Here is a 25,958-nt window from a genome sequence, read left to right on the forward strand (position 1 = left end):
CGCTGTTGAGTTCTCAAGGAACGGACACTTCCTTCGGTCTGCCTTCCAGCAGGCCCTCCGGGCGCTTCGTTCTTTCGTGTTCCCAGCTTATCAGATCCTCGCGGCCGTTTCTTACCGGCTTCGTTTTTCTGAATTCCCGCTGGTGGGATTTCCTGCAAACTTCGCTCCGAAGCTTATCAAAGCTTTCGGCTTGCTCAGTCCGTGGGATTTGCTTCGTCGGAGGGCGCGCATTTCGTGAAACGCGCTCGCCTCGATTCGGCGGTGTCGTAGACACTAACGCCCGGGCCCGACCGTTGTCCAGTCAGTCCCAACCGTTCAAACCTACTAGCCCACCCCGACCACGTCAATGGTTCGGCTGGGATGCGAGAAGAGTAGCAGGTCAGAGGCCTGTGGATCACATCGCCTCACGCCGCGACGGGCTGCAGGTCCGCGCTGTCGGCCGCGTCCAGGTCTCCGACCTCGCCGGACCGGGCGGCCCTTCGACCGAGCACCAGTGCATAGAGGAGGAATGCCACCTCGGCCAGCACGCCGATGGAGATGCGTGCCCAGGTCGGCAGGCCGGAGGGCGTCACGAAGGCTTCGAGGACGCCGGAGACGGCGAGCACCGTCGCGAGTCCGATCGACATGCCGATGATGACGCGGCCCTGTTCGGCCAGGGCCGTTCCGCGGCTCCGCGGGCCGGGGTCGACGACCGTCCAGCCCAGGCGCAGGCCGAGACCTCCGGCCACGAAGACCGCGGTGAGTTCCAGCAGGCCGTGCGGAACGAGCAGCCCGAGGAAGACGTCGAGGCGGCCGGCGGAGGCCATCAGGCCGATGCCGATGCCGAGGTTGACCACGTTGGTCCACATCACCCAGAGCACCGGGAGCCCGAGGGCGATCCCGAACAGCAGGCACTGCACGGCGATCCAGGCGTTGTTCGTCCAGACCTGGGCGGCGAAGGAACTCGCCGGGCGGTCCGAGTAGTACGCCTCGTACTGGCCGCCGGGGCGGGTCATCTCCCGCAGCTGGTCGGGGGCGATGAGGCTGTTGCGCACCTCGGGGTGGGTGGCCATCCACCAGGCGAGCAGCGCGGTGGCGAGCAGCGAGACGACGGCCACCGGCAGCCACCAGCGGCGCGCGCGGTACAGCGCGGCCGGGAAGCTGACCGCGTAGTAGCGGGCGACGTCGTGCCAGCCGCTGCTGCGCGAACCGGTGACCGCGCTGCGGGCCCGCGAGACCAGTCCGGTCAGCCGGCTCAGCAGCGCGGGGTCCGGCGCGGCGGCCTGGACCTTCGCGAGGTGCCCGGTGGCGCGCTGGTAGAGGGTGACCAGTTCGTCGGTCTCCTCGCCGGTGAGCCGGCGCCGTCGGGCGAGGGCGTCCAGCCGGGCCCACTCCCGCTGGTGGGTGGCGACGAAGACGTCCAGGTCCATTCGGCGGCTCCTTGGTCGGCGGTGGCCACGAGGGGCGCGGTCGCGGGCGGGCGGGTACGTACGGACACGTGCGGCCCAGCATGCCAGCAGCCACGGGGGTCCCGGCCCCCGGGATCTCACTTCCCGTGCGCCCGCCGCGCGCCGTATGTTGGCGGCTGCGGACCAGGCTGCGGAGAGCGGGTCGTGGGGGCCGGTCCGCTGTCGTCCCTCCCCCGGCCACGCCGCTCGCGGCGATCTCCACGAGGGAGCCGCACGGGCTCCACGAGTGTGAACGGACAGGTGTCTTGAGCGACCTGGTGACGGGTGAGGCGGTCGTCCTCGACCTGCAGACGGCGAAGCTTCCGAGCCGGGCGCTGGCGATCGTGCTCGACCTGGTCGTGGAGTTCGCCGCTCTGCTGCTGGTCTCGCTCGTGCTGAGCATCACCCTGATCGGTCTGGACGGCGCGGCACTGGCCGCCCTCCTGCTCGGGCTGCTGGTGTTCTTCCTGGTGGCCGTGCCCGTGATGGTCGAGACCCTCAGCCACGGCCGTTCGCTCGGCAAGGCGGCGCTCGGCCTGCGGGTGGTGCGCAGCGACGGCGGCCCGGTGCGGTTCCGGCACTCGTTGGTGCGGGGACTGGTCGGTTTCATGGAGCTGATCGCCCTGACGGGGGTTCCGGCGGTGATCGCCTCGATGGTGAACGCGGACGGCCGACGGCTGGGCGACGTCTTCGCCGGGACGGTCGTGGTCCGCGAGCGCACTCCCGGCGGCGCCGCGGCGTCCCCGCTGCCGCCGGTGCACCCGCACCTGCTGCAGTCGATGGGGCGCGAGCTGGTCGCGATGGACCTCTCCGCGGTGCCGGAGCCGCTCTGGCTGGCCGTCCGCCAACTGCTCGGCCGCATAGGCCAGTTGGACAGGTCCGTGGCACTGCGGATGGCCACCGGACTGGCCGACGACGTAGCCGACCGGACCGGTCTCCCGGTGGCCCCGGGCCTGCACCCGGCCGCCTACCTGGGCGCCGTGCTCACCGAACGCCAGCGGCGGGAGTGGTCGCGGGCCCAGGAGCAGTGGCGCACTGCCGCCGCCGCGGCGCCCGTTCCCCCGCACGCGCCGGCGCAGGCCCACCAGCCGACCGCCCAGGACGGCCGACCGCTCCGCGTCCTCGGCGTTCCGACGGCACCCGCGCCCGCACCCGCGCCGACTCCGGCGCCCGCACCCGCCGCCCCCTCGTTCGAGAAGCCCGCCGCACCGGCCGAACCCCCCGCCGGCACCGGATTCGCCCCACCCGCCTGACACCGCCCGAGGCCACCGGAGCCCGGCCGACCCGCGCCCTCCCGCACGGGCCGGCCGCCCCCTACTCCCCGAACTCCAGCGGCCAGGCGTTCGGCGGCGACGCCAGCTCCTCCAGTTCGATCCCGCCCGCCGCCAGCACCACGTCCCCGGCGAGGTGCACGACCTGCTGTTCCCCGGTCTCCAGGTCCGCCACCTGGTACCGCTCGACCAGCAGCGGCCCCGAGTCCGTCGCGTGCGTGTCGACGCCCTCCAGCAGCCACCCCTGGTCGAAGGTGCGCGGCGCCAGCACCGGGTCGGTGAAGGCGACCAGCCGCACCCGTGCGCTCGCCCCCTCCCGCAGCCTCAGCAGCCGGGCGGTGGCGACGAGGAAGGCCGGCGAGCTGCCGGTGAACCCGTGGGCCCGGTCGTGCCCCTCCACGGCGTGCTCGCCGCCCGGGTCGGCCGCGTCGGTGCGGACCCAGGCGACGCCGTCGACCGCGCCGCCGCGCACCTGCCAGCCGCCGGCCCTGACCTCCATCCGCAGCGGCCTGGCCCGCGAGTCCAGGGTGAGGTCGAGGCCCCCGAGGACCCGGCCGTCCGGCGCGTAGGTCTTGGAGACGTAGCGCCACCCGGCCGCGCCGGGGGCGCAGCTGAAGCGCTCCTCGCCGAGCAGCACGTGGTCGTGGGTGTCGTGGAGCGAGTAACGGCCGTTGGGCATGCCCGAAAGCCTACGTGCGCAGGTCGCGTGCAACGTTCTCCGGTGACCCGCGCATTAGAGGTGTGGGCGGCACCGGGCCGGTGCCGCCGACCTGACGAGAGGGGGTGCAGATGGCGAAGCAGACGCGCGACGAGGAGTTCACGGAGTACGTGGCCTCCAGGAGCGGCTGGCTGCGGAAGGTCGCCTATCTGCTGTGCGGGGACTGGCACCGGGCCGACGACCTGGTCCAGGAGACGATCACCAAGCTGTACGTGAACTGGGCGCGGGCCGCCCGGATGGAGAACCGGGACGGCTACGCCCGCCGGGTGCTGGTGAACACGTTCCTGGCCGAGCAGCGCTCCTCCTGGTGGCGCCGCACCGTCCGCTCGGAGCCCGACCCGGACACGGCGGCCGGCGGCGTCGACCTGGACGCCTCGCTGGACCTGCGCCAGGCGCTGGCCGCCCTCCCGCCCCGGCAACGGGCCACGGTGGTGCTCCGCTACTACTGCGACCTGTCGATCGAGCAGGCCGCCGAGGCCCTGGGCTGCTCGTCCGGGAACGTCAAGAGCCAGAGCTCCCGCGCGCTGGGCACCCTGCGCGGCACCCTCTCACCCCGTCCCGCCATCGCCGAGAGGACGCCATGACCACCGAGGAGCACGACCTGACCGCTCGGCTGGCGGCACTCGCCGACGGGCCCGCACCGCCGGCGCGCTTCGACGCCGGCCGGTCCGCCGCCGAGGGCGCCGCCCGGCTGCGCCGCCGCCGGCTCGTCGCGGTCGGCGCCGTCGCCGTCGTGACCGCCGCGGTGATCACGACCACCGCGCTGGTGGCCCCGGGGGGCGGCTCCGCCAGCACACCGGCACCGGCCGCCCCCACGGCGACCGGTTCGCCCTCCCCGTCCGCGTCTCCCTCGCCGTCCGCCGCACCGACCCCGGTCGGCGTCGACCCGCTGACCACCGAGGTCCACTTCGGCTGGCTGCCCGACTGGGCCGGCGGCGAGCGGGGCATCGGCTACGAGACCGGCTACCACGGGATCTCCGCCCAGGCCCGCGGCATCGGCGAGGACGCCCCGCGCATCCTGCTCTCGCAGTACGGGCCCGGCGAGGAGCCGCTGATGACGAACTCCGTCGGCGAGGCGCTCGCCAGGGTCGACGCCGAGCCGATCGACGGGCGCACGGCCTACTGGGTCGTCCCCGGCCGGCCCCGGCCCGGTGTCTCCCCGCAGCCCACGCTGCGCTGGCTGACGGCCTCCGGGCGCTGGGCGGAGATCACGGGTTACGGCGGCAAGGCCGGGGACGTCACCGAGGAGATCCTCCACCGGGCCGCCCGGGACGTCGGGTTCGGCCACTGGAACGTCCCGCTGCCGGTGCGGTTCACCGGTCTGCCGGAGGCGTTCAAGGCCACCGACGTCCTGCTCTCGCAGCCGGACACCGACGGCGTGGGCGCCTGGGCCCTGTGGGTGATGTTCCAGGTCGACGGCAGGAACGTCTCGGTCTCCCTGCGCCCGGACGGGCCCCACGCGAGCTACACCAGCACGGACGGCTCCCCGTTCACCGACCCGAACCCGCCGCTGGTCGCCGTGCGGAACGGCGTGGAGGTCTCCGTCAGCGCCGGGGCGGGCATGCCCGCCTCCCTGGAACAGCTCGGCGGCCTCGACTGGATGCTCGCCCACACCACGCCGCTCGGCCCCGACCGGAGCAGCTGGACCTCCGACGTCATCGTCCCCTGAGCCGCGGACGGCCGCGCGAACGCCGGTGGCCGGCACCCCGCCCGGGGTGCCGGCCACCGGCGTACCAGCCCGCCGCCGCGGCGGCGTCACCGCATCGGCAAGCGGCGTCACCGCATCAGTAGCGGTACTGCTCCGCCTTGTACGGGCCCTCGACCGGGACGCCGATGTAGTCGGCCTGCTCCTGGGTCAGGGTGGTCAGCTTCACGCCCAGCGCGTCGAGGTGCAGGCGGGCGACCTTCTCGTCCAGGTGCTTCGGCAGCACGTAGACGCCGATCGGGTACTGCGCGGTCTTCGTGAACAGCTCGATCTGGGCGATCGTCTGGTTGGCGAAGGAGTTGGACATCACGAACGACGGGTGGCCGGTCGCGTTGCCCAGGTTCAGCAGGCGGCCCTCGGAGAGCACGATGATGGTGCGGCCGTCGGCCTTGCGCCACTCGTGGACCTGCGGCTTGACCTCGGTCTTGACGACACCCGGCAGCTGGGCCAGGCCGGCCATGTCGATCTCGTTGTCGAAGTGGCCGATGTTGCCGACGATGGCCTGGTGCTTCATCCGCGCCATGTGGGAGGCCAGGATGATGTCCTTGTTGCCCGTGGTCGTGATGAAGATGTCGGCCGTCTCGACGACGTCCTCCAGGGTGGCGACCTGGTAGCCGTCCATCGCCGCCTGGAGCGCGCAGATCGGGTCGATCTCGGTGACGATGACGCGGGCGCCCTGGCCGCGCAGCGACTCGGCGCAGCCCTTGCCGACGTCGCCGTAGCCGCAGACGACCGCGACCTTGCCGCCGATCAGGACGTCGGTGGCGCGGTTGATGCCGTCGATGAGCGAGTGGCGGCAGCCGTACTTGTTGTCGAACTTCGACTTGGTGACCGAGTCGTTGACGTTGATCGCCGGGAACAGCAGCTTGCCGTCGCGGTGCATCTCGTACAGGCGGTGGACGCCGGTGGTGGTCTCCTCGGTCACGCCCTTGATGGTGGCGGCGACCTCGGTCCACTTGTTCGGGGTGTCCTTGAGGGTGCGGTTGAGCAGCTCCAGGATGATCCGGAACTCGTCGTTGTCCGCGGTGGACGGGTCCGGCGCGGCGCCGGCCTTCTCGAACTCGACGCCCTTGTGGATCAGCAGGGTGGCGTCGCCGCCGTCGTCCAGGATCATGTTCGGGGTCTGGCCGTCAGGCCAGGTCAGCGCCTGCTCGGTGCACCACCAGTACTCCTCCAGGGTCTCGCCCTTCCAGGCGAAGACCGGCACGCCCTGCGGGTTCTCCGGGGTGCCCTCGGGGCCGACGGCGATGGCGGCGGCCGCGTGGTCCTGGGTGGAGAAGATGTTGCAGGAGCACCAGCGGACCTCGGCGCCCAGCGCCGTCAGGGTCTCGATCAGGACGGCGGTCTGCACGGTCATGTGCAGCGAGCCGGTGATGCGGGCGCCGGCCAGCGGCTGGGACTGCGCGTACTCGGCGCGGATGGACATCAGGCCGGGCATCTCGTGCTCGGCCAGCTGGATCTCCTTGCGGCCGAACGGCGCCAGGGAAAGGTCGGCGACCTTGAAGTCACCGGTGATGTCGGTCGACATGCGTCTGCTCCTCGCTGATGGGGTGGGGCATGGCCAAGGTCCTGGTGTGCCGTCGCGGCGCGGCGGGGCCGTACGGGTGCACGGCTACGCCGGGTGGCCGGGTCACGTGGTGGTGGACCGGTTCCCTGCTGCGCAGCACAAACCGTCGGAGGACCTCTCTCCCTCGACCGGGGCACACCCTACGGGTGCGGACCGCCGATCGACCGCCATCAGCAGCGACGTTCTGGCTCTGGTGACGAATCTACACCGGTGGCCCCGTCGGCCGTCCTGCGATGACCGTTTTCGGCCCCGGATGCGATCGGTCCTCAAGCGCGACCCCAACCCCGGGGGCCGGGCGCGTCAGTGCGCGGGCGCGGGCCCCGGCCCGCCCGGGGTCGCCGCCGGGTCCTCGCCCGCGGCGGCCTTCTCGGCGCTGTAGACGTCGGGCTCCAGGTAGATCACCCGGGCGATCGGGACGGCCGCCCGGACCCGCACCTCGGCCTCGTCGATCGCGGCCGCCACCCGGGCGGCGCTGTCCTCCGCGTTGACGGCGATCTTGGCGGCGACCAGCAGCTCCTCGGGGCCGAGGTGCAGGGTCCGCATGTGGATCACCCCGGTGACGGCCTCGCCGTCCACCAGCGCCTCGCGGATCCGCTGCACCGACTCCCGGTCGGCGGACTCGCCGAGCAGCAGCGACTTGGTCTCCAGCGCGAGCACCACGGCGATCACCACCAGCAGGACGCCGATGCACAGGGTGCCGACGCCGTCCCAGACGCCGTCCCCGGTGACGACGGTGAGCGACACGCCGATCAGGGCCAGCACCAGGCCGATCAGCGCGCCGGTGTCCTCCAGCAGCACCACGGGCAGCTCGGGGGCCTTGGCGGTGCGGATGAACTGCACCCAGCCCTGGCCGCCCTTGGCCTTCACCGACTCGCGCATCGCGGTCAGGAAGGACCAGCCCTCCATGACGATGGCGAAGAGCAGCACGCCGACCGCCCAGCCCCAGGAGTCCAGCGCCTCGGGGTGGCTGACCTTGTGCCAGCCCTCGTAGATGGCGAAGAGGCCACCGACGGTGAAGAGGACGATCGCCACCAGAAAGCCGTAGATGTAGCGCTCGCGGCCGTACCCGAACGGGTGGGCCTCGTCGGCCTCCCGGCGCGCCCGCTTGCCGCCGATCAGCAGCAGCACCTGGTTGCCCGAGTCGGCCACCGAGTGCACGCCCTCGGCCAGCATCGACGAGGAGCCGGTGAAGCCGAAGGCCGCGAACTTGGCCGCCGCGATCGCCAGGTTCGCGGACAGTGCCGCGACCAGTGCCTTGGTGCCGCCTTCGGTACTCATGCTCGGGGTCCTCCGCGGGTGAAGCCGGCCGTGCCGCGCTGTCGGGGTGTCGTCGAGCGCTTACCGTACCGGCCGGCCGGGGCGGCGGGCCCCGCGTCTCAGGACTGGGCGGCGGCCAGCCCCAGGTAGACGGCCGCGAAGTCGGTCAGCGCGATCAGGTCGGCGAGCGCGTGCAGGGCGTCCGGCCGGGTGCTCGCGTACTCGGTCAGCCGGACGTCGTGGGCGCCGGCCAGCCGGTGCGCCCGGCTGACGCCGAAGCTGCGCGGTCCCGGGTCGTCCTCCGGCACCTCGACCGGGCCGTCCGCCGCGTCGTCCGCGCCGCCGGCCGCGCCGGGGGCGTGCCGCAGCAGCAGGACCTGCAGGTGCAGCGGGTCCGGCTCGTCGACCCGGTCGCGGAAGAAGTCGTCCGGGTCCGCGCCGGCACCCAACTGGCCGGTGAACATGCCGCGGTGGGCGGTGAGCGTCTGCGGCAGCAGGCCGGCCAGCGCCGGGCGGCCGGCCCGGTCGGCCAGCTGGGCGGCGAACCGGGCGGCGGCCGCCCCCGCGATCGGGCCGTCGGCCCACAGCAGCGGGACGGTCCCGGCCAGCCGTGCGGCCAGGCCCTTCGCCGGGTTGGTGTACGCGGCGGCGTCGGGGCGGCAGCGGACGGCCGTCGCGTCCAGCAGGTCGGCGACGGCCGGCAGCGCGTCGTACGGCAGCTGGGTGATGCCGACCTTCTGGGCGAGCGCCAGCAGCGGGGTGAGGTGGGACCAGAGCGCGGCCGGGTCCTCGGCGGGGAGGTCCGGCTCTGCGGCGGCCCCGGCCGGGGTCTCGTCCTCGGCGGACCCGCCGGTCACGTACGGCAGCGGCAGCGCCCGCACCTGCAGGGCGGCCTCGGCCAGCGGGCTGCCCGCCGGGGCGGTGACCACGACGGCGCAGCCGCGCGCGTAGGCCTGCTCGGCGAGGCTGACCAGGCCGGGCTCGCCGCCGTCCGCGGAGCTGACCACCAGCAGGTCGAGCGGGCCGGCCCAGCCGGGCAGCTGCCAGCCGAGCCCGGCGGTGAAGGCGGGCGGGCCGCCGGCCCGGTCGCCGCGCGGGGCGGCCGCCTCGGTCGGCGGCAGCGGGGTGATCAGGCTGGCGTGGCCGGCCAGCGCGGCCAGGATCTCGGCCGCGGTCAGGGCGCTGCCGTGGCCGGCGACCAGGACGGCGCGCGGGCGGCCGTCCGGGCGCAGCCGGTCCAGCCCGGCCGCGTCGGCCAGCCGCAGCGCGGTGCGCACCCGCGCGCCGGAGCCGGCCAGGGCCAGCAGGGCGCGGTCGCGGTCGGCGCGCTGGAGGGCGGCCGGGTCGTCGAGCAGGGTGTCGTCGAGCATGCGGCGGGCCTCCGGCTGCTGTCCTGTGCCGCGCTGGGCGGGGAGCTCTGGGGCTGGCGGGGTGGGGCTTCGCCCCCAGGATCACGCCGGGCGGCGGGCCTCGTCCACCAGCAGGACCGGAATGCCGTCGCGGACGGGGTAGGCGAGCCCGCAGTCCGTCCCGGTGCAGACCAGCTCGGGCTGCTCCTCGGTGCCGCCCTCGGTGAGCGCGGCCCGGCACTGCGGGCAGACCAGGATCTCCAGCAGGAAGGATTCGAGCTTCATGGGGCTCTCCAAGGGTCAGAAGCCGGTAAGTCGGGGGGTGGCGCGGCGGTGCCCCGGCCGATAGGCAACCCTACCGGCCGGGGCACCGGGCACGGGCCCCGGCCGTACCGGGGCGCGGGGCGCGGGCGCGGGGCTCAGCCGCGGACGACGGCGAGCACGCCGTCGCGCAGCTCGGCCATCCGGGCCGGGTCCTTGGCCTCGACGTTGAGGCGCAGCAGCGGCTCGGTGTTGGAGGCTCGCAGGTTGAACCACCAGTCCGGGCCGGCCACGGTGAGGCCGTCCAGCTCGTCGACGGTGGTGCCCTCCAGGCCGGCGTAGGCGGCGCGGACGGCGGCGGTGCTGGCGGCCTGGTCGGCGACGGTGCTGTTGATCTCGCCGGAGGCGGCGTACCGGTCGTACTCGGCGGTGAGCGCGGACAGCGTGCCGTCCTGTCCGCCGAGCGCGGCCAGCACGTGCAGGGCGGCCAGCATGCCGGTGTCGGCGCGCCAGAAGTCGCGGAAGTAGTAGTGCGCGGAGTGCTCGCCGCCGAAGACGGCGTCGGTGACGGCCATCTCCTGCTTGATGAAGGAGTGGCCGACCCGGGTGCGCACCGGGGTGGCGCCGAGCTCGCGGACCACCTCGGGGACGGTCCAGGAGGTGATCAGGTTGTGGATGATCGTCGGCTCGGCCTCGCCGGCGGCCTGGGCGCGGGCGATCTCGCGGGCGGCGACCAGCGCGGTGATGGCGGACGGGGAGACCGGCTCGCCGCGCTCGTCGACGACGAAGCAGCGGTCGGCGTCGCCGTCGAAGGCCAGGCCGATGTCGGCACCGACCTCGCGGACCCGGGCCTGGAGGTCGACGATGTTCTTCGGGTCGAGCGGGTTGGCCTCGTGGTTGGGGAAGGTGCCGTCCAGCTCGAAGTACATCGGGACGAGGTCGATCGGCAGGCCGGCGAAGACGGTCGGCACGGTGTGGCCGCCCATGCCGTTGCCCGCGTCGACGGCGACCTTGAGCGGGCGGATCGCGGTGAGGTCGACCAGGCCGAGCAGGTGGTCGGCGTAGCCGCGCAGGGTGTCCTGCTCGGAGAGCGCGCCGGGCTTGACGTCCACGACGGGCACGGTGACGGTGTCGTCCTCGGCGGTCCAGGACTCGACCAGCTCGCGGATCTCGGAGAGGCCGGTGTCCTGGCCCACCGGGGCGGCGCCGGCGCGGCACAGCTTGATGCCGTTGTACTGGGCCGGGTTGTGGCTGGCGGTGAACATCGCGCCGGGCAGGTCGAGCTTGCCGCTGGCGTAGTAGAGCTGGTCGGTCGAGCAGAGGCCGATCTGGACCACGTCGGCGCCGTAGGCGGCCGCGCCCTCGGCGAAGGCCCGGCTGAGCGACGGGGAGGAGGGCCGCATGTCGTGGCCGACCACGATCGCGGACGCGCCGGTGACCTGCACGAACGCGGCGCCGAAGGCGCGGGACAGGTGCTCGTCCCACTGGTCCGGGACGACGCCTCGGACGTCGTACGCCTTCACGAGCTGCTTGAGGTCGCGCACTGCGGCTCCACCCTGGTCTCTGTACTGGTCGGTGTCCGTGTGATCGGCGGCTGGCCGCACACGGTCACGATACGTCGGGGTCACCGCCCGTTCGGTCGACGGGACGCGGTGACGGTAGACCGGCAGCGTACCCGGGCCGGTGGAGCGCCCGGCGCGGGGCGAGGCGTCAGTTGTCCGGGGAGCGCAGCACCCGGAGGTGGCCACGGCGGCCGGCCTCGGTGGAATCGCCCTCGGGCGAGCGGCCCTGACGGGGGGTCTGCGGGCGGGCGGCCTCGCGGACGGCGTTGGCCAGCGCCTCCAGGTCGTCGCTGCTGCGGCGCAGCGGCCCGGCCTCGGCGGCGAGCCGGACGACCTCCCAGCCGCGCGGGGCGGTGAGCCGCTCGGCGTGCTCGGCGCACAGGTCGTAGCAGTGCGGTTCGGCGTAGGTGGCGAGCGGGCCCAGGACGGCGGTGGAATCCGCGTAGACGTACGTCAGCGTCGCGACGGCCGGCCGGCCGCACGCGGTCCGCGAACAACGACGTACAGAGCTCACGAGGGTGGACGGTACCGCACTCCCCGCCGGGGAGCGAAGACCGCCTGCCCGGTGGGTGTGCCGTGTCGCGGTCCGGGCACCCCCTGACAGCCCCTCGCCGCGCGCGGCGGGCACGGTGCGCGGCACGCCCCTCCCGCGCTCCGATCGCCCCGCCCGCTCGGGTGTGCGCCCGCCGCCCCGGGCGTTTCCCCGCCGGAGTAGTCCACTTCCGACCGTCCAAGGACTACCCTCGGCAGTGATATGGACAGCTCTGCACCGCAGTCATCGACGGGACCCTCGCGCCGTCCCCGGCACCGCGACCGGCACGGCAGGGGGCTGCGCGGCCCGCTGGCGCCGCCGCAGGTGCCGATCTCGCTCACCCGCTCCGAACTGTTCGACGACTACGTGCGCGAGTCGGTGGAGCGTCTCGAACGGCGTTGGCCGCAGCTGATCGAGGTGGAGTTCGCCGTCCAGGAGGTGCCGCTGCACGAGCCCGACGCGGCCGAGACCGAGGACGGCGTGCCGCTGGGGCGGGTGTCGCCGGGCAAGCAGGGGCGCAAGAGCCAGATCGTGGTCTACCGGCGGCCGGTGGAGATCCGGGCCAAGACGCGGGAGGACCGCGCGGCGCTGGTGCACGAGATCCTGATCGAGCAGGTGGCCGAGCTGCTGGGGCTGTCGCCGGACGCCATCGACCCGCGCTACGACGAGGACTGAGCCCCGCGCGGCCGTGCGGACGGGGGCGGTGCCCGGAGGACCCGGGCACCGCCCCCGTCGGCGGTTCAGCGCAGCACGACGCCCGGATCCTGGGCGGCCTGCGGGACCTTGACGGTGCTGCGGTCGTCGCGCAGCGCCTGGACGGTGAACATCGGCACGTCCTTGGCGGGCAGCGAGAGCATCCGGGCGGCCGTCACCGGGCCGCCGGAGACGGTCTCCACGGTGAGCGCGAAGGTGCCGTTCAGCCCGGCGGGCTCGGGCGCCGGGAGGGCGACCGTGCCGCCGGCCGGCAGCTGCACCTCCTTGGTCGCCGGGGTGCCGCCGCCGGAGCCGGCCGAGGCGGTGACCCGGACGGTGGTGGCGTCGCCGGTGGAGGTCAGGAACAGCGTCGAGGCGCCCGCCCGGTTGTCGGCGACGGTGGCGCGGGCACCGACCGGGGCGCTGCCGGTGAGCCAGGCCGCGTCGCTCTTGCCGTTGCCCCCGGCCCGGTCGACCCGCAGGCCGGCCACGACCGGGGTGGGGTGCTTGTCGTCGGTCGGCGACAGCCGCAGCCCGGCGACCTCGTCGCGGGTGACCTTCCCCAGGTCGACGGCGGCCACCATGCCCGCCTTGACGTGGATGGTCTCGTTGCCGGCCGGGGTGAACCAGCCGTTCTTGCCGGAGAGCTGGATCTTCAGGTCGGCGTCGTCCTCCGGCGGCGCCCAGACCACCAGGCGGGCCGCGGACGCGTCGGCGGGCAGGCCGGGCATGACCTGGGTGGCGGCCGGGTCGGCCGAGGCCGGGATCCAGTCGGCGCCCTTGTTCCCGTCGGCGGCGTGCAGCGCCGCGCCGAGCCGCCCGCTGCGCACGACCACGTGCACCGCGAGGTCGCCGACGGCGCCCTTGGTGAGGGTGGACAGCAGCACCGACTGCGAGCTGCCGGGGGCGACGGTGATGCCGTTGGCGGCGTCGTTGTCGATCAGGCCCTTGTCGCCGTACAGCTTGATGTCGACCACGGCGGCGGCGGCCTCGGTGTTCACCAGGCTGACGTAGTCGACCCGGTCGCCGGCCGTGCTGGCGCCGGCGAACCAGAAGCCCGTCCCGGCCGGGGTGCAGGTGAGGCCGGACAGGCCGAGGCCGCGCTGCTCGGTGACCACGGTGGTCTGGGTGACGGTGAACCCGGGGGCGAGGGCGCCGTTGGCGACGGCCCCGGTGCCCGGGGCGGCGTCGCCGTTGGCGGCCGGGCCGGTGGCCGGGGTGCCCGGCTTGGCCAGGGTCAGCCGGGCGTCGGAGGGTGCGCCGCCCTTGTCCGCGGGGGCGCCCGAACCGGTGGGGGCCGGGGTGGCCGAGCCGGTCGGCGCCGGCGTGGCCGCGGGTGCGGTGGTCGGCGCGGTGGCGGGCGCGGCGGCGTCGGAGAGCCAGCCGGCACCGGTGGTGGCGCCGCCCGTGCCCGGCGGCGTGTAGGCGGTCAGGGTGGTCGAGCCGGTCAGGCCCTGGAGCGGCTGCGGGCAGACCGCCGACGTCCGTTCGACCTGCGCGGTGCTCGGGACGACACCGCCGTCGGCCTTCGCCGGGGCGGCCGGCGGGCGGGCCTCGGCGATCCCGAGGACCGCCGCCAGCACGACGGCCGCGGCCAGCAGGGACGGCGTGGTCCTGGTGCCGCCGGAGCGGGCGGCGGGCCGGCCGGACGACGCCTCCTCCGGGGCGTACCCCGGCCGCTCGGCCTCGGTGGGCCCGGCCGCGTCGGGGGCCTCGGCCCCGGACTTCTTCCTGAATGCGGGCTTCTTCATCGCGGGTCAGCTCCCCGATCCGTGCTGGTGCGGGTACCGGCCCGTGCCGTTGGGGTCGTTCGGGTCGTAGTAGGGCTCGGCCGGCGGCTGCCCCGGCACCCACGGCTGCTGGTGCTCCGTCTGCGGGTAGGCCTCGTAGCCGTACTGCTGGTCCTGCTGGTACGGCTGCTCGTAGCCCTGCTGCGGGTACGCCTGCTGCGGGTAGCCCGCCCCGGCCTCCGACTGCGGGTACTCCCACTCGCCCTGGCCGCCGTACGGCGCGGACACCGGCTGCTGGGCCGCGTACTGGTCGTAGCTGTACGGGTCGGCCTGCTGGTACGTCTGGTACGGGTCGGCGTACGGCTCGGCGTCCTGGACGGCGGCGGCCGCCTGGACCGCCCCGGTCACCGGGTCGCCGGCCGGCTGCGCCGGGACGCCGCCCGGCCGGCCCTCGTAGACCCCGGCCTCGTCGGAGCCGTCCCCGCCGCCCTCGCCGCCCTCGCGCTCGGCCATCCGGCGGGCCCGGCGGCTGCCGGGGGCGGGCGCCTGCGCCTGGGCCGCGGCGGCCAGCGCGGCGGCGGCCACCACCTCCTCGGGCAGGTCGTCGTCCTTGTGGCTGCGGCGGCCGGGCAGGGCGAGCACCAGGACGGTGAGGCCGAGCAGCACCTGGGCCCAGATCCAGCCGGTGTGCAGGAAGCCGTTCGCCCGGGTGACGGCCAGCTTGCCGCCGCCGGCCGGGAGCTTGAAGCCCTGCGCCCAGCCGTCCACCGTGACGGCCTCCAGCGCGGTGCCGTCCAGGGTGGCCCGCCACTCGGGGGCGGCGGACTCGGCGAGCCGCAGCACCCGGCCGTCGGGGCCGGCCGGCACCGTCGTCGCCAGGTCGCGGACCCCGGCGGGGACGACCACCGGGGCGGCGCCCGGCGCGGTGATCACCGCGCGGACCCCGGGGGCGCCGTTGATCTGCCAGAGCGCGGAGTCGCCGTCCTGGTTGGCCTTGACCAGGCCGGGGGTGGTGTCCAGGACGTCCTTGTAGGTGCCGATGACCGGCTGCTCGACCAGCACGTAGGCGATGCCGTAGGCGGCCAGTGCGCTGGCCTGGTCGGCGCCGGAGCCGGCCAGCAGGCTGCCGACCATCTTGTTCAGGCCGGCCTGGGTACCGGTCGCCGGGTCGACGGTGGACTCGGCCTGGCCGAGCGTCAGGCCGGCGCCGCGGACCACGGTGTAGCGGACGGCGCCGCCGGCCGGGTCCCCGGTGACCACGAGGGTGCGGGCCCGGTCGGAGGTACCGGCCTCCTCGGCGATGAACGCGGGCACCTGACCGGCCGCGGCGCGCTGCAGCGGCCCGCCGGCGCCGGTGAGCGCCCACCACAGACCGGTGCCCAGCGGGGCCAGCACGGCGGTGGCCACCACCAGCGCGGCCACCGGCTGGCGCCAGCCGAAGGCGATCCCGGCCACGCGCGCGTTGGCGCCGTCGGCACCGATCGCGGCGGCGGCCAGCAGGGCGATCCCGGCGATCAGCGAGGCCGGGCCGGCCCAGGCGGGCACGGCCGGGCCGCCGGAGGCCGGGGTCACCGAGGTGCCGGCCACCGCGACCGCGAAGAGCAGTCCGGCACCGGCCGCACCCCAGGCGGCCAGCACCGCGCGGCGGCGGTCGGCGCGCAGCAGCGCGGCGAGCGCGGCGAGCACCACACCGGCCGACAGCCACACCGGCGGCACGCCGGCACCGCCCGGGTTGACCAGCAGCAGGCCGACCGCGCTCGCACCGGCGCCGTGCAGGCCCGGCAGACCGGCCTCCAGCAGCAGCGACTGCGGGTGCGACAGCACCGTGAGCGACCAGGGCGCGAGCACCCCGACCGGCACCGCGAGGATCACCAGGACGCGCAGGCCGAGCAGGCGCAGCGCGGCACCGCCGGAGCCGAAGGCCCCACCGCGCAGCACGGCGACGACCAGCGTCGCCAGGCAGAGCGGCACCGCGAGCGCCCAGGTCAGCGGGACGAAGGCGGTGGCGAGGGAGAGCAGCAGGACGGTCATCCAGACCGGCCGCCAGCCCGGGCGGGCGCCCTTGGCGGCGCTCTCGTCGCGGATGCCGAGGCCGGCCGCGATCGCCGCGGCGCGGGCCAGCGGCGGCAGCAGGACGGCGAGGACGGCGGTGCCGATCCGGCCCTGGGCGAGCGCGCCGGTGGCGGCCGGCAGCAGCGCGTAGGTGGCGCTGGCCCAGGCGCGGACCAGCTTGGAGTCCAGCAGCGGCCGGGACACCAGGTAGGCGCTGACGGCGGCCAGCGGAACGGTGAGCACGATCAGCGCGGTGAGCGCGAGGTCGGCGTGGCCGAACAGCGTCCAGGACAGCACCGCGAGCACGCCGAGGTACGGCGGTGCGGCGGCGGTGGAGCCGGTGCCGACGGGGTGCCAGGCGTCCGCGTACATCGACCAGAGGCCGCTCGCACCGTCCGTGGCGGGGAGCAGGGCGCCGCCGAACAGCTCGCCGCTGCCGAACAGGCTGCGGCAGGCGACCAGGGCGAACACCAGCAGGGCCGCGAACAGGACCGGCGCCGGGCGCCGGGCCAGCTTCTTGACCAGCGTGAACTGCTCGACGACCAGGTCCTCGGCGTCCTCGTCGCCGGGCCCGGCCTCGACCGAGCCGTGCCGGCCGCCGGTGTCGTCGCCGCCCCCTATGCCGAGCGACCCGATGACGCCCTCGATGGCGAGCCGGGTGGTGGCGCCGGGCGGCGGGAACAGCGTGCGGTCGTCGAGGGCGTCGGCGGCCCGGGTCCGGGCGCGCCGCTTGCGGGCGGCCAGCAGCCTCGGGAGGCGGACGAGCTCGTGGCCGAGGCCGGCGAGCTCGTCGAAGGCCTGCCGAGGGTCCTTGCCGAGCAGGTTGGTGACGGCCCGCAGCAGGGTGCCGAGCACCATCCGCAGCAGGACGTAGGGGAAGAGCGCGCCCTTGCAGTTGGCGAGCAGGGTGTAGACGGCGCCGGCCTTGTCCACCCGGTGCGGGTGGGAGGGGCCGCAGTCGATGGCGCGGCGTTCGCGGCTGGCCGCCTCGGCGTGCCGCAGCACGGCGTCGGGGGCGACCACCACGCGGTGGCCGGCGGCGTTGACCCGCCAGCAGAAGTCGGCGTCGTCGCGCATCAGCGGCAGCGCCTTGTCGAAGCCGCCGAGCTCCTCGAAGACGTCGCGGCGCACCAGCATGCCGGCGCTGGAGACGGCGAGCACCGGACGGACCTGGTCGTGCTGGCCCTGGTCCTGCTCGCGGCGGTCGAGCCCGGTCCAGCGGCGGCCGGAGTGGGCGATGGTGACGCCGACCTCGAGCAGCTGCCGGCGGTCGTACCAGCTGCGCAGCTTGGGGCCGACGACGGCGGCGCTGGGGGTGGAGTCGGCGACCTGCAGGAGCCGGCGCAGCGCGTCGGTCTGCGGCTCGCAGTCGTCGTGCAGCAGCCAGAGCCATTCGATCGGCTGGGTCTCGCGCGGGCCGCCGCGGCCGAGGTCGTCCTCCTGGGCGAGCGGGTCGCCGAAGTCGTCCCAGCCGCCGGTGACCGGGTCGTAGCCGGACGGGTCGAGCCGGTACGGGAGGTCCTCGGGGCGCAGCGGCGGGCTGTTGAAGACGGCCTCGGCGACGGCGGTGCCGAAGCCCGCCCGGCGGCCGAGGATCACCGGGCCGCTCTCCGGCAGCCAGTCGGCGAGGGTGTCGGCGAGCAGCTGCGGGGAGTTGTCGGTGGATCCGGTGTCGACCGCGAGGACCCGCTGGACCTGGCGGTCCTGGCCGAGCAGGCCGGCGAGGGCCTGCGGCAGCCAGCGGGCGCCGTCGTGCGAGACGATCACCGCGGTGACCAGGTGGCGCGGGTAGGCGGGCGGCCTGGCAGCGGTGAAGCCGCTCTGGTGGCTGTAGACGGTCATCGAGTGCGCGGGCCCCAGTTCTCGGTGGACACAGCCGGTGAACGGCAACCGGATGGCGCACCACACTAACGGCTCCGGGTGGCGGGTTCGTCCGCGGTGCCGGTGCGGAAGCGGTGAAGGGCCGGGCGGGCCCGGGCCCGGGAACACGAAAGCGCCCCACCACCGCGGTGAGGCGCCCGTACTGCTGTGCGGTTGTCGGAGGCTTGACGGGGCCCTGGGGCGACCCGGTCAGACCGCGCTCTTCTTGAGCCGCCGGCGCTCGCGCTCGGAGAGACCGCCCCAGATGCCGAAGCGCTCGTCATTGGCGAGCGCGTACTCCAGGCATTCCGAGCGGACCTCGCAGGCGAGGCAGACCTTCTTGGCCTCGCGGGTGGAGCCGCCCTTCTCGGGGAAGAAGGACTCGGGGTCGGTCTGGGCGCACAACGCGCGCTCCTGCCAGCCGAGTTCCTCCTCTTCCTCCGCGATGCCGTCACCGATCAACAGCTCAAAGAGCTCGCTCATGTGGCGCGCCTCCTCTGCCCCTACTTGGCGTCCCCGTGGTTGCCGTTGCCTCGTGCGGCCGACGACACGAGTGAAATTACAGTTGCGTCACTCTGGCCCAGTCAAGCCGAGCTCTGGTATTGGGGCCAGGATTCACTCCCCGGCACCAAGCCGTTACGAATAGTGTACATATCCGGACACATCGGACGTTCTGCCCGAAAGCCCCGGACATCATCGAACCATTCGCAACCATCGGCCGAGTGACGCTCGGTCACCATCACAGGCCGGTCATCGCCCTGCCTTCCCGGCGATCTTCCCATCGAAACATAGACAGTGATTAATCACCCCATCCGGGAAAGATCAGGACCTAACCCACCTGAACGCCCCATACTCCGGTTTGACACCGGCGCCGCCGATGCGGTCTCCTTTCCTCCATGTCAGAGTTCACCAGCCCCCGGAGCGGTTCCACGCTCCGTCGTGCCGTGAACTCCTGTTGTCGCCTCTGCTCCTGCTGTATCTAGGCGCCCGCGTCCCACCGCGCGCCGCCCCCAGGAAGCACAGAGGCCGCCCGCGATTCCCGCCCCAGGACATCCCGGATCCGGCTGATCCCTGACGAACCAGCCGCCACTCCGAGGACGACTCCCGTGCGCATGACCCGCATCCGCAAGCGGAACCGCGACCGCAACAAGCTCGCCCGCCGAGGCCTCGTCGCGCCCGCCGCCACCCGCCCCACCGACCACCCTGCCGACCGCCGCACCTCCGGCTGGGACGACGGCCTCAGCGACGTCTCCATCGCCGGCGACCCGCTCGCCTTCCCGCACCTGGCCCGCACCGACCTGCCGGAGCACCCCACCACCGTCGCCGAGTACGCCCGGCTGGTCCGCGAGATCGCCGCCGACCGCGACCGCTGGGAACCCCTCGTCCGCTACGACGCCCTCACCCGCTGGTACGCCCGGCTGGAGACCGGCCCCGGCTACGAGGTCTGGCTGCTCAGCTGGCTGCCCGGCCAGAGCAGCGGCTTCCACGACCACGGCGAGTCCTCCGGCGTGATGACCGTCGTCCGGGGCGAGCTGATCGAGCGCTCCCTCACCCTCCCCCAGCAGGCCGCCGGGGGTGCCCACGGCGGCGCGGTCGCCCGCACCCTGCGCCCCGGCGGGCAGCGGGTCTTCTCCCCCGGCTACCTGCACGAGGTCGTCAACGGCGCGCTCGAACCCGCCGTCTCCATCCACCTCTACTCCCCGGGCCTCACCGAGATGACCCAGTACGGCGCCGCCGCCGTCCCCGAGCAGCACCCGCACACCCAGGCCGAGGCCCACTGACCGACCGCCCGACCTCCCGTCGGCCCGCCGCCGCACCGCCCGCGGCCCGGCTGACGGGACGTCGGGCCGTGGCAGGATGGGCGCATGCGCATCGTGGCACTGGCAGGCGGAATCGGCGGGGCGCGCTTCCTGCGCGGACTCCTCGCGGCGGTCGGCCCGCAGGACGAGATCACCGTCATCGGCAACACCGGGGACGACATCCACCTCTACGGGCTCAAGGTCTGCCCCGACCTCGACACCGTGATGTACACCCTCGGCGGTGGCATCAACGAGGAACAGGGCTGGGGCCGCACCGACGAGACCTGGTCGATCAAGGCCGAGATGAAGGAGTACGGCGTCGGCCCCGAGTGGTTCGGGCTCGGCGACCGCGACTTCGCCACCCACCTCGTGCGCAGCCAGATGCTCACCGCCGGGTACAGCCTCAGCCAGGTCACCGAGGCCCTCTGCGTGCGCTGGAAGCCCGGGGTGCGACTGCTGCCGATGAGCGACGACCGGGTCGAGACCCACGTGCGGATCACCGACGAGCGGGGCACCCGGGCGGTCCACTTCCAGGAGTACTGGGTCAAGCTGCACGCCGCCGTGGACGCCGAGGCGATCATCCCGGTCGGCGCGGACACCGCCAAGCCGGCGCCCGGCGTCCTGGAGGCCCTCGCCGCCGCCGACGTCATCCTCCTCCCGCCGTCCAACCCGGTCGTCTCCATCGGCACCATCCTCGCCGTCCCCGGCATCCGGGAGGCCGTCGCCGCCGCCCCGGCGCCCGTGGTCGGGCTCTCCCCGATCATCGGCGGCGCCCCGGTGCGGGGCATGGCCGACAAGGTGCTCGCCGCCGTCGGCGTCGAGGCCACCGCCGAGGCCGTCGCCCTGAACTACGGATCCGGGCTGATCGACGGCTGGCTCGTCGACACCGCCGACGAGGGCGCGGTGGCCGCCGTCGAGGCCGCCGGGATCGCCTGCCGCGCCGTCCCGCTGCTGATGACCGACGTCGAGGCCACCGCCGCGATGGCGCGGGCCGCGCTGGACCTCGCGGAGCAGGTGCGGAAGTGACGGTGCGGATCCTCCCGGTCGAGGGGCTCCCGGAGGTCGCCGCCGGGGACGACCTCGCCGCGCTGCTCGCCAAGGCCGCCGACTACGAGGACGGCGACATCCTGCTGGTCACCTCGAAGATCGTCAGCAAGGCCGAGGGCCGGCTGCTGCACGCCGCCGACCGGGAGGCGGCGATCGACGCCGAGACCGTCCGGGTGGTCGCCCGGCGCGGCCCGGCCCGGATCGTCGAGAACCGCAACGGCTTCGTCATGGCCGCCGCCGGCGTCGACGCCTCCAACACCGCCCCCGGCACCGTCCTGCTGCTGCCCGAGGACCCCGACGCCTCCGCCCGCGCGCTGCGCGCCGGGCTCCGGCGGCTCACCGGCCGCCGGCTCGCCGTCCTCGTCACCGACACCTTCGGCCGGCCCTGGCGCAACGGGCTCACCGACGTCGCCGTCGGCGCCGCCGGGATGTCCGTCCTGGCGGACCACCGCGGCCGCACCGACAGCCACGGCAACGAACTGACCCTCACCGTCACCGCGACCGCCGACGAACTCGCCGCCGCCGGCGACCTGGTGAAGGGCAAGGCCGACGGGGTGCCGGTCGCCGTCGTCCGCGGACTCGGCCACCTCGTCACCGTCGAGGACGGCGAGGGCACCCGGCCGCTGGTGCGGCCCGCCGCCGACGACATGTTCCGGCTCGGCACCTCCGAGGCGCTGCGCCGGGCCGTCACCCTGCGGCGCACCGTCCGCGCCTTCACCCCCGAGCCGGTCGACCCCGCCGCCGTCCGGCGCGCCGTCGCCGCCGCCGTCACCGCGCCCGCCCCGCACCACACCACGCCGTGGCGGTTCGTGCTGCTGGAGTCCGCCGGCACCCGCACCCGGCTGCTCGACGCGATGCTCGCCGCCTGGCAGCGCGACCTGCGCGACCTCGACGGCTGGGACGACGCCAGGATCGCCCGCCGCACCGCCCGCGGCGACGTGCTGCGCGACGCGCCGTACCTGGTCGTGCCCTGCCTGGTCATGGACGGCTCTCACGACTACCCCGACCCGCGGCGCGCCACCGCCGAGCGGGAGATGTTCACCGTCGCCCTCGGTGCCGCCGTCCAGAACCTGCTGGTCGCCCTCACCGGCGAGGGCTACGGCACCGCCTGGGTCTCCTCCACCATGTTCTGCCGCGACACCGTGCGCGCCGCCCTCGGCCTCCCCGACGGCTGGGACCCGATGGGCGCCGTCGCCGTCGGCCGCCCCGCCGAACCGCCCCGGGACCGCCCCGAGCGCGCCGCCGACGCCTTCATCGAGGTGCGGTAGCCGCTCGGCGACCCCGGGTCCGCGGTGGTGCTCAGCGACCGCGGTGGTCCTCGGGGGCGAGCCGGGGGCCGTAACGGGGGGCGCGGGCGCCGGCGGCCAGCAGGAGGCGGCAGACCCGGTGGCGGTGCGGGCGGTACGGCTCCAGCAGGGCGAGCATCTGGCCGTCGTCGCTGCGGGGGCGGCCGGCCAGCGCCCAGCCGACCAGGTTCGGCAGGTGGAAGTCGCCGACCGACACCGCGTCCGGGTCGCCGTTGCTGCGCTGCAGGGTCTCCGCCGCCGTCCAGACGCCGACGCCCGGGACGGCGGTGAGGCGGGCGAAGGCCTCGGCGTGCCCCATCGCGGAGGCCTCCTCCAGCCGGGGCGCCAGCCGGACGGCCCGCACGACCGTCGCCGAGCGCTTCGGGTCCACCCCGGCGCGGTGCCACTCCCAGCTCGGCACCAGCGCCCACTCACGGGCCGACGGCGCCACGCGCATCCCCTCCGCCGGGCCCGGGGCCGGACTGCCGAAGTCCCGCAGCAGGGCCCGCCAGGCGCGGTACGCCTCGTCGGTGGTCACCTTCTGCTCCAGGATCGCGGGGACGAGCGACTCCAGCACCAGGCCCGTCCGGGTGAGCCGGACACCGGCGGTGCGGCGCTGGACGTCCCGTAGCGGCCCGGGCGGCAGCACCAGGCCCTCCGGATCGTCCTCCGCGCCGAGCAGGGCCGGCAGCCGCTCGAGCAGCCACGGCGCGCCCGGGCCCCAGGCGGTGGCCTCCACCTCGCCGGCGCCGGGCCGCGCCAGCACCCGCAGCGTGCCGATCCCGGCCGGGGTCCGCGACGCCCGCCAGACGGCGCCGTCGCCGGTGGTCCGGTAGGACGGGTCGGCGGGGCCCCGGCGCAGCGGCAGCAGGGTCCGGGCCGCGTCCAGCGGGAACCCGGGCCGCCAGCGCCGCACCGCCCCGTCCGTCACCGCCCGCGCCTCCTCCGCTGTCCGGCTCCACCGCCTTCGTCGACCATGGGGATATGAACGATACGCGGCTGCCGGAGCTGCCCTCCGGGGACGAGAACGCGGTGCGGGCGCTGTACCGCAGGGCGCTGGAGGGGTGGAACCTGCGGGACGGCTCGGCCGCCGCCGGGCCCTTCGCCGAGGACGGCGAGCTGATCGGGCACGACGGGACGAGGTACCGCGGGCGCTCGGCGATCGCCGCCGAACTCGGCCGGATCTTCGCGGACCACCCGACGCCGGAGTACGTCGCCGAGGTGCGCCGGGTCCGGGCGCTGGCGGCCGGCGTCGCCCAGCTGGACGCCGTCACGGGGCTGGTGCCGGACGACGCGGAGGACCTCGACCCGGCGCTCAACGCGGTCCAGACGGTGATCGCGGTGAACGCCGGGTCGGGCTGGCGGATCGCCCTGATGCAGAACACGCCGGCGCGCTACGACCACCGGCCGGACCTCGCGGCGGCCCTGACGGCGGAACTGCGCGCGCTGATCGGGCGCGGGCCCGGGCCCCGGTAGCCGGCCCGGCGGGCGGAGACCGGCCACCCGCCGCGCGCCCCGCGGCGGGTCCGACACCCCTCCCGGCCTCCCACCCGAAGGCCGTAGGCTGGGGCGCACCATGACTGCGCCTTTCGCTGCCGATGCCCGCACCCCCGTCGAGCTGCTGCACGCATACCTGCGCGGCGGCACGCCCTCGGTCGACCCAGCGGCCCCGCTGGTCACCTTCTACGACGACGCCACCGGTGAACGGGTGGAGCTGTCCGCCCGGACCTTCGACAACTGGGTGGCCAAGACCGCCAACCTCCTCCAGGACGAGTTGAACGCCGGCCCGGGCGACCGGGCCGCCCTGCTGTTGCCCGCCCACTGGCAGAGCGCCGTCTGGCTGCTCGCCTGCTGGTCCGTCGGGGTGACGGCGGTGCCGGCCGGCGAGCCGGACACCGCCGACCTGGTGGTCAGCGGCCCGGACGGCCTGACGGCGGCCCAGGCCTGCTCCGGCGAGCGCGTCGCCCTGGCGCTGCGCCCGCTCGGCGGGCGCTTCCCGCAGCGCCCGGACGGCTTCCTCGACTACGCCGCCGAGGTGCCCGGCCAGGGGGACCGCTTCGCGCCGTACTCCCCCGTCGCCCCGGACGGACAGGCCCTGGAGACGGCCGTGGACGGCCTGCCGCTGAAGCTGACCGGCGAACAGACCGTCGCGCTGGCCAGGGAGGGCGCGGCGCGCCTCGCGCTGCAGCCGGGCGACCGGGTGCTGTCCACGCTGTCGTTCGACGACTGGGCGGGCCTGGAGGCCGGCCTGCTGGCACCGCTGGCGGCCGGCGCCTCGGTGGTGCTGTGCCGCAACTCGCAGTCGCTGAGCGACGAGCAGTGGGAGAAGCGCACCGAATCCGAACGGGTGACAGTGCGCCTCGGGTAACCCCCGGCCCCGGCCCGACGGGTAGGGATCCCTGCCATGGCCGAGGACGACACCGCGCACCCCCCGACCGACACCCCTCCCCCGGGCGACCCCGCGTCCGGACCCGGACGCCCGCGACGGCGCCGGCGGTGGCTGATGATCACCGCCGGCGTCGTCGCGTTCCTGCTGGTCGCCATCGGGGCGCTGCTCTGGATCGCCTACCGCAAGCTGGACGACAACATCCAGACCGACTCCGCCACCGACCGGCTCCTCGCCCGGCTGGAGGCCGAGCGGCCGAGCCGGACGGCGGGCGCCAAGGGCGCCGAGAACATCCTGCTGATCGGCAGCGACGACCGCTCCGGCAGCAACGCCACGTACGGCGGCGAGCAGGGCACCCAGCGCTCGGACACCACGATCCTGCTGCACCTGGCCGCCGACCGGAAGCACGCGACAGCCGTCTCCATCCCGCGCGACGTCATGGTCTCCGTCCCCGCCTGCGAGAAGCCGGACGGCACCCGGAGCAGGGCCGGGCTGATGCAGTTCAACTGGGCGTTCGAGACGGGCGGCCCGGCCTGTTCGATCCGCACCGTCGAGCAGCTGAGCGGCATCCGGATCGACCACTACGTGATCCTCGACTTCCACGGCTTCAAGTCGATGGTGGACGCGATCGGCGGGGTCGAGGTGTGCGTCCCGCAGCCGATCCACGACAAGGACGCCAAGCTCGACCTGCCCGCCGGGCGGCAGACCCTGCACGGCGAGCAGGCACTGGGCTACGTCCGCGCCCGGGAGAGCCTGGGCGACGGCAGCGACACCCAGCGGATGGGCCGTCAGCAGCAGTTCCTGGCCGCGCTGATCCGCAAGGTGCAGTCGCAGGGCGTGCTGCTGAACCCGGCGCGGCTGTGGCCGCTGCTGGACGCGGCGACCTCCTCGGTCAAGGCCGACGGCGGGCTGTCCTCGCTCGGCGCGCTGTACGACCTCACCCAGGACCTGCGCGGCATCCCGTCGGCGGACGTGGTGTTCCTGACCGCGCCGCGCCGCCCGTACCGGTACGACTCGGACCGGGACGAGTTCGTCCAGCCGCAGACCACCCAGCTGTTCACCGCGCTGCGGGACGACCGGCCGGTCGCCGTCCGGCCGCCCGCGTCCGCGGCCTCGTCCGCGCCCTCGCCGGGCGCCGCGGCGGGCGCGACGCCCGGCCCCGGGAGCGCGACCGGCCCGGCCTCCGACGGGGCGGTCGCGCTCCCGGCGTCACCCTCGGCGGTGGCCTCTCCCACCTTCGAGGGGCGCACGGCCGACACGGACGCCTGCGCGCCGCACTGAGGCGGCGCCGCCGGGCTTTGCCCTCCCATTACTCCCCCATGACGGAAGTCACACCCGGAACGATTCCCCCGTTCGGCTCGTCTAGATGATTGATGCCAAGGGCTCGCTGGCGCGCATGACATGAAGCGAGGGAGTCCAAAGATCGGTTGTGACGCCTGATCTGGACTCCCTCGCG

General features: G+C 74.8%; 23 protein-coding genes. 11 read left to right on the forward strand and 12 right to left on the reverse strand.

Going from position 1 to position 25,958, the window contains the following annotated elements; translation table 11 throughout:
- The coding region (locus tag ACIRS1_RS37795; protein ID WP_402847157.1) for a hypothetical protein at positions 1-238 on the forward strand (238 nt) is incomplete at its 5' end.
- A 166-nt stretch (positions 239-404) separates the two neighbouring features.
- Here the strand turns inward: ACIRS1_RS37795 and ACIRS1_RS37800 are convergent.
- On the reverse strand, positions 405-1,409 hold the full coding sequence (locus tag ACIRS1_RS37800; protein ID WP_402847160.1) for a stage II sporulation protein M: 1,005 nt from the start codon (positions 1,407-1,409) through the stop codon (positions 405-407).
- A 284-nt stretch (positions 1,410-1,693) separates the two neighbouring features.
- On the opposite strand from ACIRS1_RS37800, the gene ACIRS1_RS37805 reads away from it, so the two are divergent.
- Positions 1,694-2,680 (forward strand): RDD family protein, encoded by a 987-nt coding sequence (locus ACIRS1_RS37805; protein WP_402847162.1) that lies wholly within the window; start codon positions 1,694-1,696, stop codon positions 2,678-2,680.
- 61 nt (positions 2,681-2,741) lie between these two features.
- Here the strand turns inward: ACIRS1_RS37805 and ACIRS1_RS37810 are convergent, their stop codons facing one another.
- The gene (locus ACIRS1_RS37810; RefSeq protein WP_360221409.1) at positions 2,742-3,377 is read right to left on the reverse strand and encodes a hypothetical protein; all 636 of its coding nucleotides are present in this window, start codon (positions 3,375-3,377) and stop codon (positions 2,742-2,744) included.
- A 110-nt stretch (positions 3,378-3,487) separates the two neighbouring features.
- Between ACIRS1_RS37810 and ACIRS1_RS37815 the strand changes: the two genes are divergently transcribed.
- Together ACIRS1_RS37815 and ACIRS1_RS37820 are read left to right on the forward strand one after the other, a co-directional pair.
- Entirely contained in the window at positions 3,488-4,000 is a 513-nt protein-coding gene (locus ACIRS1_RS37815; RefSeq protein ID WP_402847165.1) for a SigE family RNA polymerase sigma factor, read from the forward strand.
- Positions 3,997-5,085, forward strand: a complete 1,089-nt coding sequence (locus ACIRS1_RS37820; RefSeq protein WP_402847167.1) for a hypothetical protein — start codon at positions 3,997-3,999, stop codon at positions 5,083-5,085. Before ACIRS1_RS37815 ends, ACIRS1_RS37820 begins: the two co-directional genes overlap by 4 nt.
- 115 nt (positions 5,086-5,200) lie before the next feature.
- Here the strand turns inward: ACIRS1_RS37820 and ahcY are convergent, their stop codons facing one another.
- The 6 genes from ahcY to ACIRS1_RS37850 form a co-directional block, all read right to left on the reverse strand.
- Positions 5,201-6,649, reverse strand: coding sequence for an adenosylhomocysteinase (ahcY, locus tag ACIRS1_RS37825; protein ID WP_360221418.1), 1,449 nt, complete (start codon positions 6,647-6,649; stop codon positions 5,201-5,203).
- Between the two features lie 339 nt (positions 6,650-6,988).
- Entirely contained in the window at positions 6,989-7,966 is a 978-nt protein-coding gene (locus ACIRS1_RS37830; protein WP_360221421.1) for a cation diffusion facilitator family transporter, read from the reverse strand.
- 98 nt (positions 7,967-8,064) lie between these two features.
- The gene (locus ACIRS1_RS37835) at positions 8,065-9,315 is read right to left on the reverse strand and encodes an SIS domain-containing protein (protein WP_402847169.1); all 1,251 of its coding nucleotides are present in this window, start codon (positions 9,313-9,315) and stop codon (positions 8,065-8,067) included.
- 81 nt (positions 9,316-9,396) lie between these two features.
- On the reverse strand, positions 9,397-9,579 hold the full coding sequence (locus tag ACIRS1_RS37840) for a Trm112 family protein (protein WP_218205801.1): 183 nt from the start codon (positions 9,577-9,579) through the stop codon (positions 9,397-9,399).
- A 134-nt stretch (positions 9,580-9,713) separates the two neighbouring features.
- A complete protein-coding gene (locus tag ACIRS1_RS37845; protein ID WP_360221428.1) occupies positions 9,714-11,099 on the reverse strand; it encodes a phosphomannomutase/phosphoglucomutase in 1,386 nt (461 codons plus the stop codon).
- A 166-nt stretch (positions 11,100-11,265) separates the two neighbouring features.
- Entirely contained in the window at positions 11,266-11,631 is a 366-nt protein-coding gene (locus ACIRS1_RS37850; RefSeq protein ID WP_360221431.1) for a DUF3499 domain-containing protein, read from the reverse strand.
- 240 nt (positions 11,632-11,871) lie between these two features.
- Between ACIRS1_RS37850 and ACIRS1_RS37855 the strand changes: the two genes are divergently transcribed.
- The gene (locus ACIRS1_RS37855; protein WP_360221434.1) at positions 11,872-12,324 is read left to right on the forward strand and encodes a metallopeptidase family protein; all 453 of its coding nucleotides are present in this window, start codon (positions 11,872-11,874) and stop codon (positions 12,322-12,324) included.
- Between the two features lie 65 nt (positions 12,325-12,389).
- Here the strand turns inward: ACIRS1_RS37855 and ACIRS1_RS37860 are convergent, their stop codons facing one another.
- From ACIRS1_RS37860 to ACIRS1_RS37870, 3 genes are all read right to left on the reverse strand, one after another.
- On the reverse strand, positions 12,390-14,093 hold the full coding sequence (locus ACIRS1_RS37860; protein ID WP_402847173.1) for a DUF5719 family protein: 1,704 nt from the start codon (positions 14,091-14,093) through the stop codon (positions 12,390-12,392).
- Positions 14,094-14,099: 6 nt separating this feature from the next.
- Positions 14,100-17,966, reverse strand: coding sequence for a glycosyltransferase (locus ACIRS1_RS37865; protein ID WP_402847175.1), 3,867 nt, complete (start codon positions 17,964-17,966; stop codon positions 14,100-14,102).
- A gap of 228 nt (positions 17,967-18,194) precedes the next feature.
- A complete protein-coding gene (locus ACIRS1_RS37870) occupies positions 18,195-18,467 on the reverse strand; it encodes a WhiB family transcriptional regulator (RefSeq protein WP_063349134.1) in 273 nt (90 codons plus the stop codon).
- 623 nt (positions 18,468-19,090) lie between these two features.
- Here ACIRS1_RS37870 and ACIRS1_RS37875 point away from each other — a divergent pair.
- The 3 genes from ACIRS1_RS37875 to ACIRS1_RS37885 all read left to right on the forward strand — a co-directional run bounded on the left by ACIRS1_RS37875 (position 19,091) and on the right by ACIRS1_RS37885 (position 22,098).
- Positions 19,091-19,765, forward strand: coding sequence for a cysteine dioxygenase (locus tag ACIRS1_RS37875; protein WP_402847177.1), 675 nt, complete (start codon positions 19,091-19,093; stop codon positions 19,763-19,765).
- An 84-nt stretch (positions 19,766-19,849) separates the two neighbouring features.
- A complete protein-coding gene (cofD, locus tag ACIRS1_RS37880) occupies positions 19,850-20,809 on the forward strand; it encodes a 2-phospho-L-lactate transferase (protein WP_402847179.1) in 960 nt (319 codons plus the stop codon).
- Positions 20,806-22,098, forward strand: coding sequence for a coenzyme F420-0:L-glutamate ligase (locus ACIRS1_RS37885; RefSeq protein ID WP_402847181.1), 1,293 nt, complete (start codon positions 20,806-20,808; stop codon positions 22,096-22,098). The genes cofD and ACIRS1_RS37885 overlap by 4 nt, the downstream gene beginning before the upstream one ends.
- A 31-nt stretch (positions 22,099-22,129) precedes the next feature.
- On the opposite strand, the gene ACIRS1_RS37890 is transcribed toward ACIRS1_RS37885, so the two are convergent.
- The gene (locus tag ACIRS1_RS37890) at positions 22,130-23,047 is read right to left on the reverse strand and encodes a DNA-3-methyladenine glycosylase family protein (RefSeq protein ID WP_402847183.1); all 918 of its coding nucleotides are present in this window, start codon (positions 23,045-23,047) and stop codon (positions 22,130-22,132) included.
- Between the two features lie 53 nt (positions 23,048-23,100).
- Here ACIRS1_RS37890 and ACIRS1_RS37895 point away from each other — a divergent pair, with 53 nt between their 5' ends.
- The 3 genes from ACIRS1_RS37895 to ACIRS1_RS37905 all read left to right on the forward strand — a co-directional run bounded on the left by ACIRS1_RS37895 (position 23,101) and on the right by ACIRS1_RS37905 (position 25,783).
- Positions 23,101-23,592, forward strand: a complete 492-nt coding sequence (locus ACIRS1_RS37895) for an SgcJ/EcaC family oxidoreductase (RefSeq protein WP_360221454.1) — start codon at positions 23,101-23,103, stop codon at positions 23,590-23,592.
- A 100-nt stretch (positions 23,593-23,692) separates the two neighbouring features.
- Complete coding sequence (locus tag ACIRS1_RS37900; protein WP_360221457.1) at positions 23,693-24,484, forward strand: TIGR03089 family protein; 792 nt, start codon at positions 23,693-23,695, stop codon at positions 24,482-24,484.
- A gap of 36 nt (positions 24,485-24,520) precedes the next feature.
- A complete protein-coding gene (locus ACIRS1_RS37905; protein ID WP_402847185.1) occupies positions 24,521-25,783 on the forward strand; it encodes an LCP family protein in 1,263 nt (420 codons plus the stop codon).
- The last annotated feature ends 175 nt before the right edge of the window (positions 25,784-25,958 follow it).

The organism is Kitasatospora sp. NPDC101176 (assembly GCF_044768035.1).
Taxonomy (GTDB): domain Bacteria; phylum Actinomycetota; class Actinomycetes; order Streptomycetales; family Streptomycetaceae; genus Kitasatospora.

Coding starts and splice junctions, on each gene's coding strand:
- ACIRS1_RS37865 (WP_402847175.1), bottom strand. CDS start 17,966: ATGACCGTCTACAGCCACCAGAGCGGCTTCACCGCTGCCAGGCCGCCC.
- ACIRS1_RS37900 (WP_360221457.1), top strand. CDS start 23,693: ATGACTGCGCCTTTCGCTGCCGATGCCCGCACCCCCGTCGAGCTGCTG.
- ACIRS1_RS37870 (WP_063349134.1), bottom strand. CDS start 18,467: ATGAGCGAGCTCTTTGAGCTGTTGATCGGTGACGGCATCGCGGAGGAA.
- ACIRS1_RS37815 (WP_402847165.1), top strand. CDS start 3,488: ATGGCGAAGCAGACGCGCGACGAGGAGTTCACGGAGTACGTGGCCTCC.
- ACIRS1_RS37830 (WP_360221421.1), bottom strand. CDS start 7,966: ATGAGTACCGAAGGCGGCACCAAGGCACTGGTCGCGGCACTGTCCGCG.
- ACIRS1_RS37840 (WP_218205801.1), bottom strand. CDS start 9,579: ATGAAGCTCGAATCCTTCCTGCTGGAGATCCTGGTCTGCCCGCAGTGC.
- ACIRS1_RS37855 (WP_360221434.1), top strand. CDS start 11,872: ATGGACAGCTCTGCACCGCAGTCATCGACGGGACCCTCGCGCCGTCCC.
- ACIRS1_RS37820 (WP_402847167.1), top strand. CDS start 3,997: ATGACCACCGAGGAGCACGACCTGACCGCTCGGCTGGCGGCACTCGCC.
- ahcY (WP_360221418.1), bottom strand. CDS start 6,649: ATGTCGACCGACATCACCGGTGACTTCAAGGTCGCCGACCTTTCCCTG.
- ACIRS1_RS37800 (WP_402847160.1), bottom strand. CDS start 1,409: ATGGACCTGGACGTCTTCGTCGCCACCCACCAGCGGGAGTGGGCCCGG.
- ACIRS1_RS37810 (WP_360221409.1), bottom strand. CDS start 3,377: ATGCCCAACGGCCGTTACTCGCTCCACGACACCCACGACCACGTGCTG.
- ACIRS1_RS37905 (WP_402847185.1), top strand. CDS start 24,521: ATGGCCGAGGACGACACCGCGCACCCCCCGACCGACACCCCTCCCCCG.
- ACIRS1_RS37895 (WP_360221454.1), top strand. CDS start 23,101: ATGAACGATACGCGGCTGCCGGAGCTGCCCTCCGGGGACGAGAACGCG.
- ACIRS1_RS37835 (WP_402847169.1), bottom strand. CDS start 9,315: ATGCTCGACGACACCCTGCTCGACGACCCGGCCGCCCTCCAGCGCGCC.
- ACIRS1_RS37860 (WP_402847173.1), bottom strand. CDS start 14,093: ATGAAGAAGCCCGCATTCAGGAAGAAGTCCGGGGCCGAGGCCCCCGAC.
- cofD (WP_402847179.1), top strand. CDS start 19,850: ATGCGCATCGTGGCACTGGCAGGCGGAATCGGCGGGGCGCGCTTCCTG.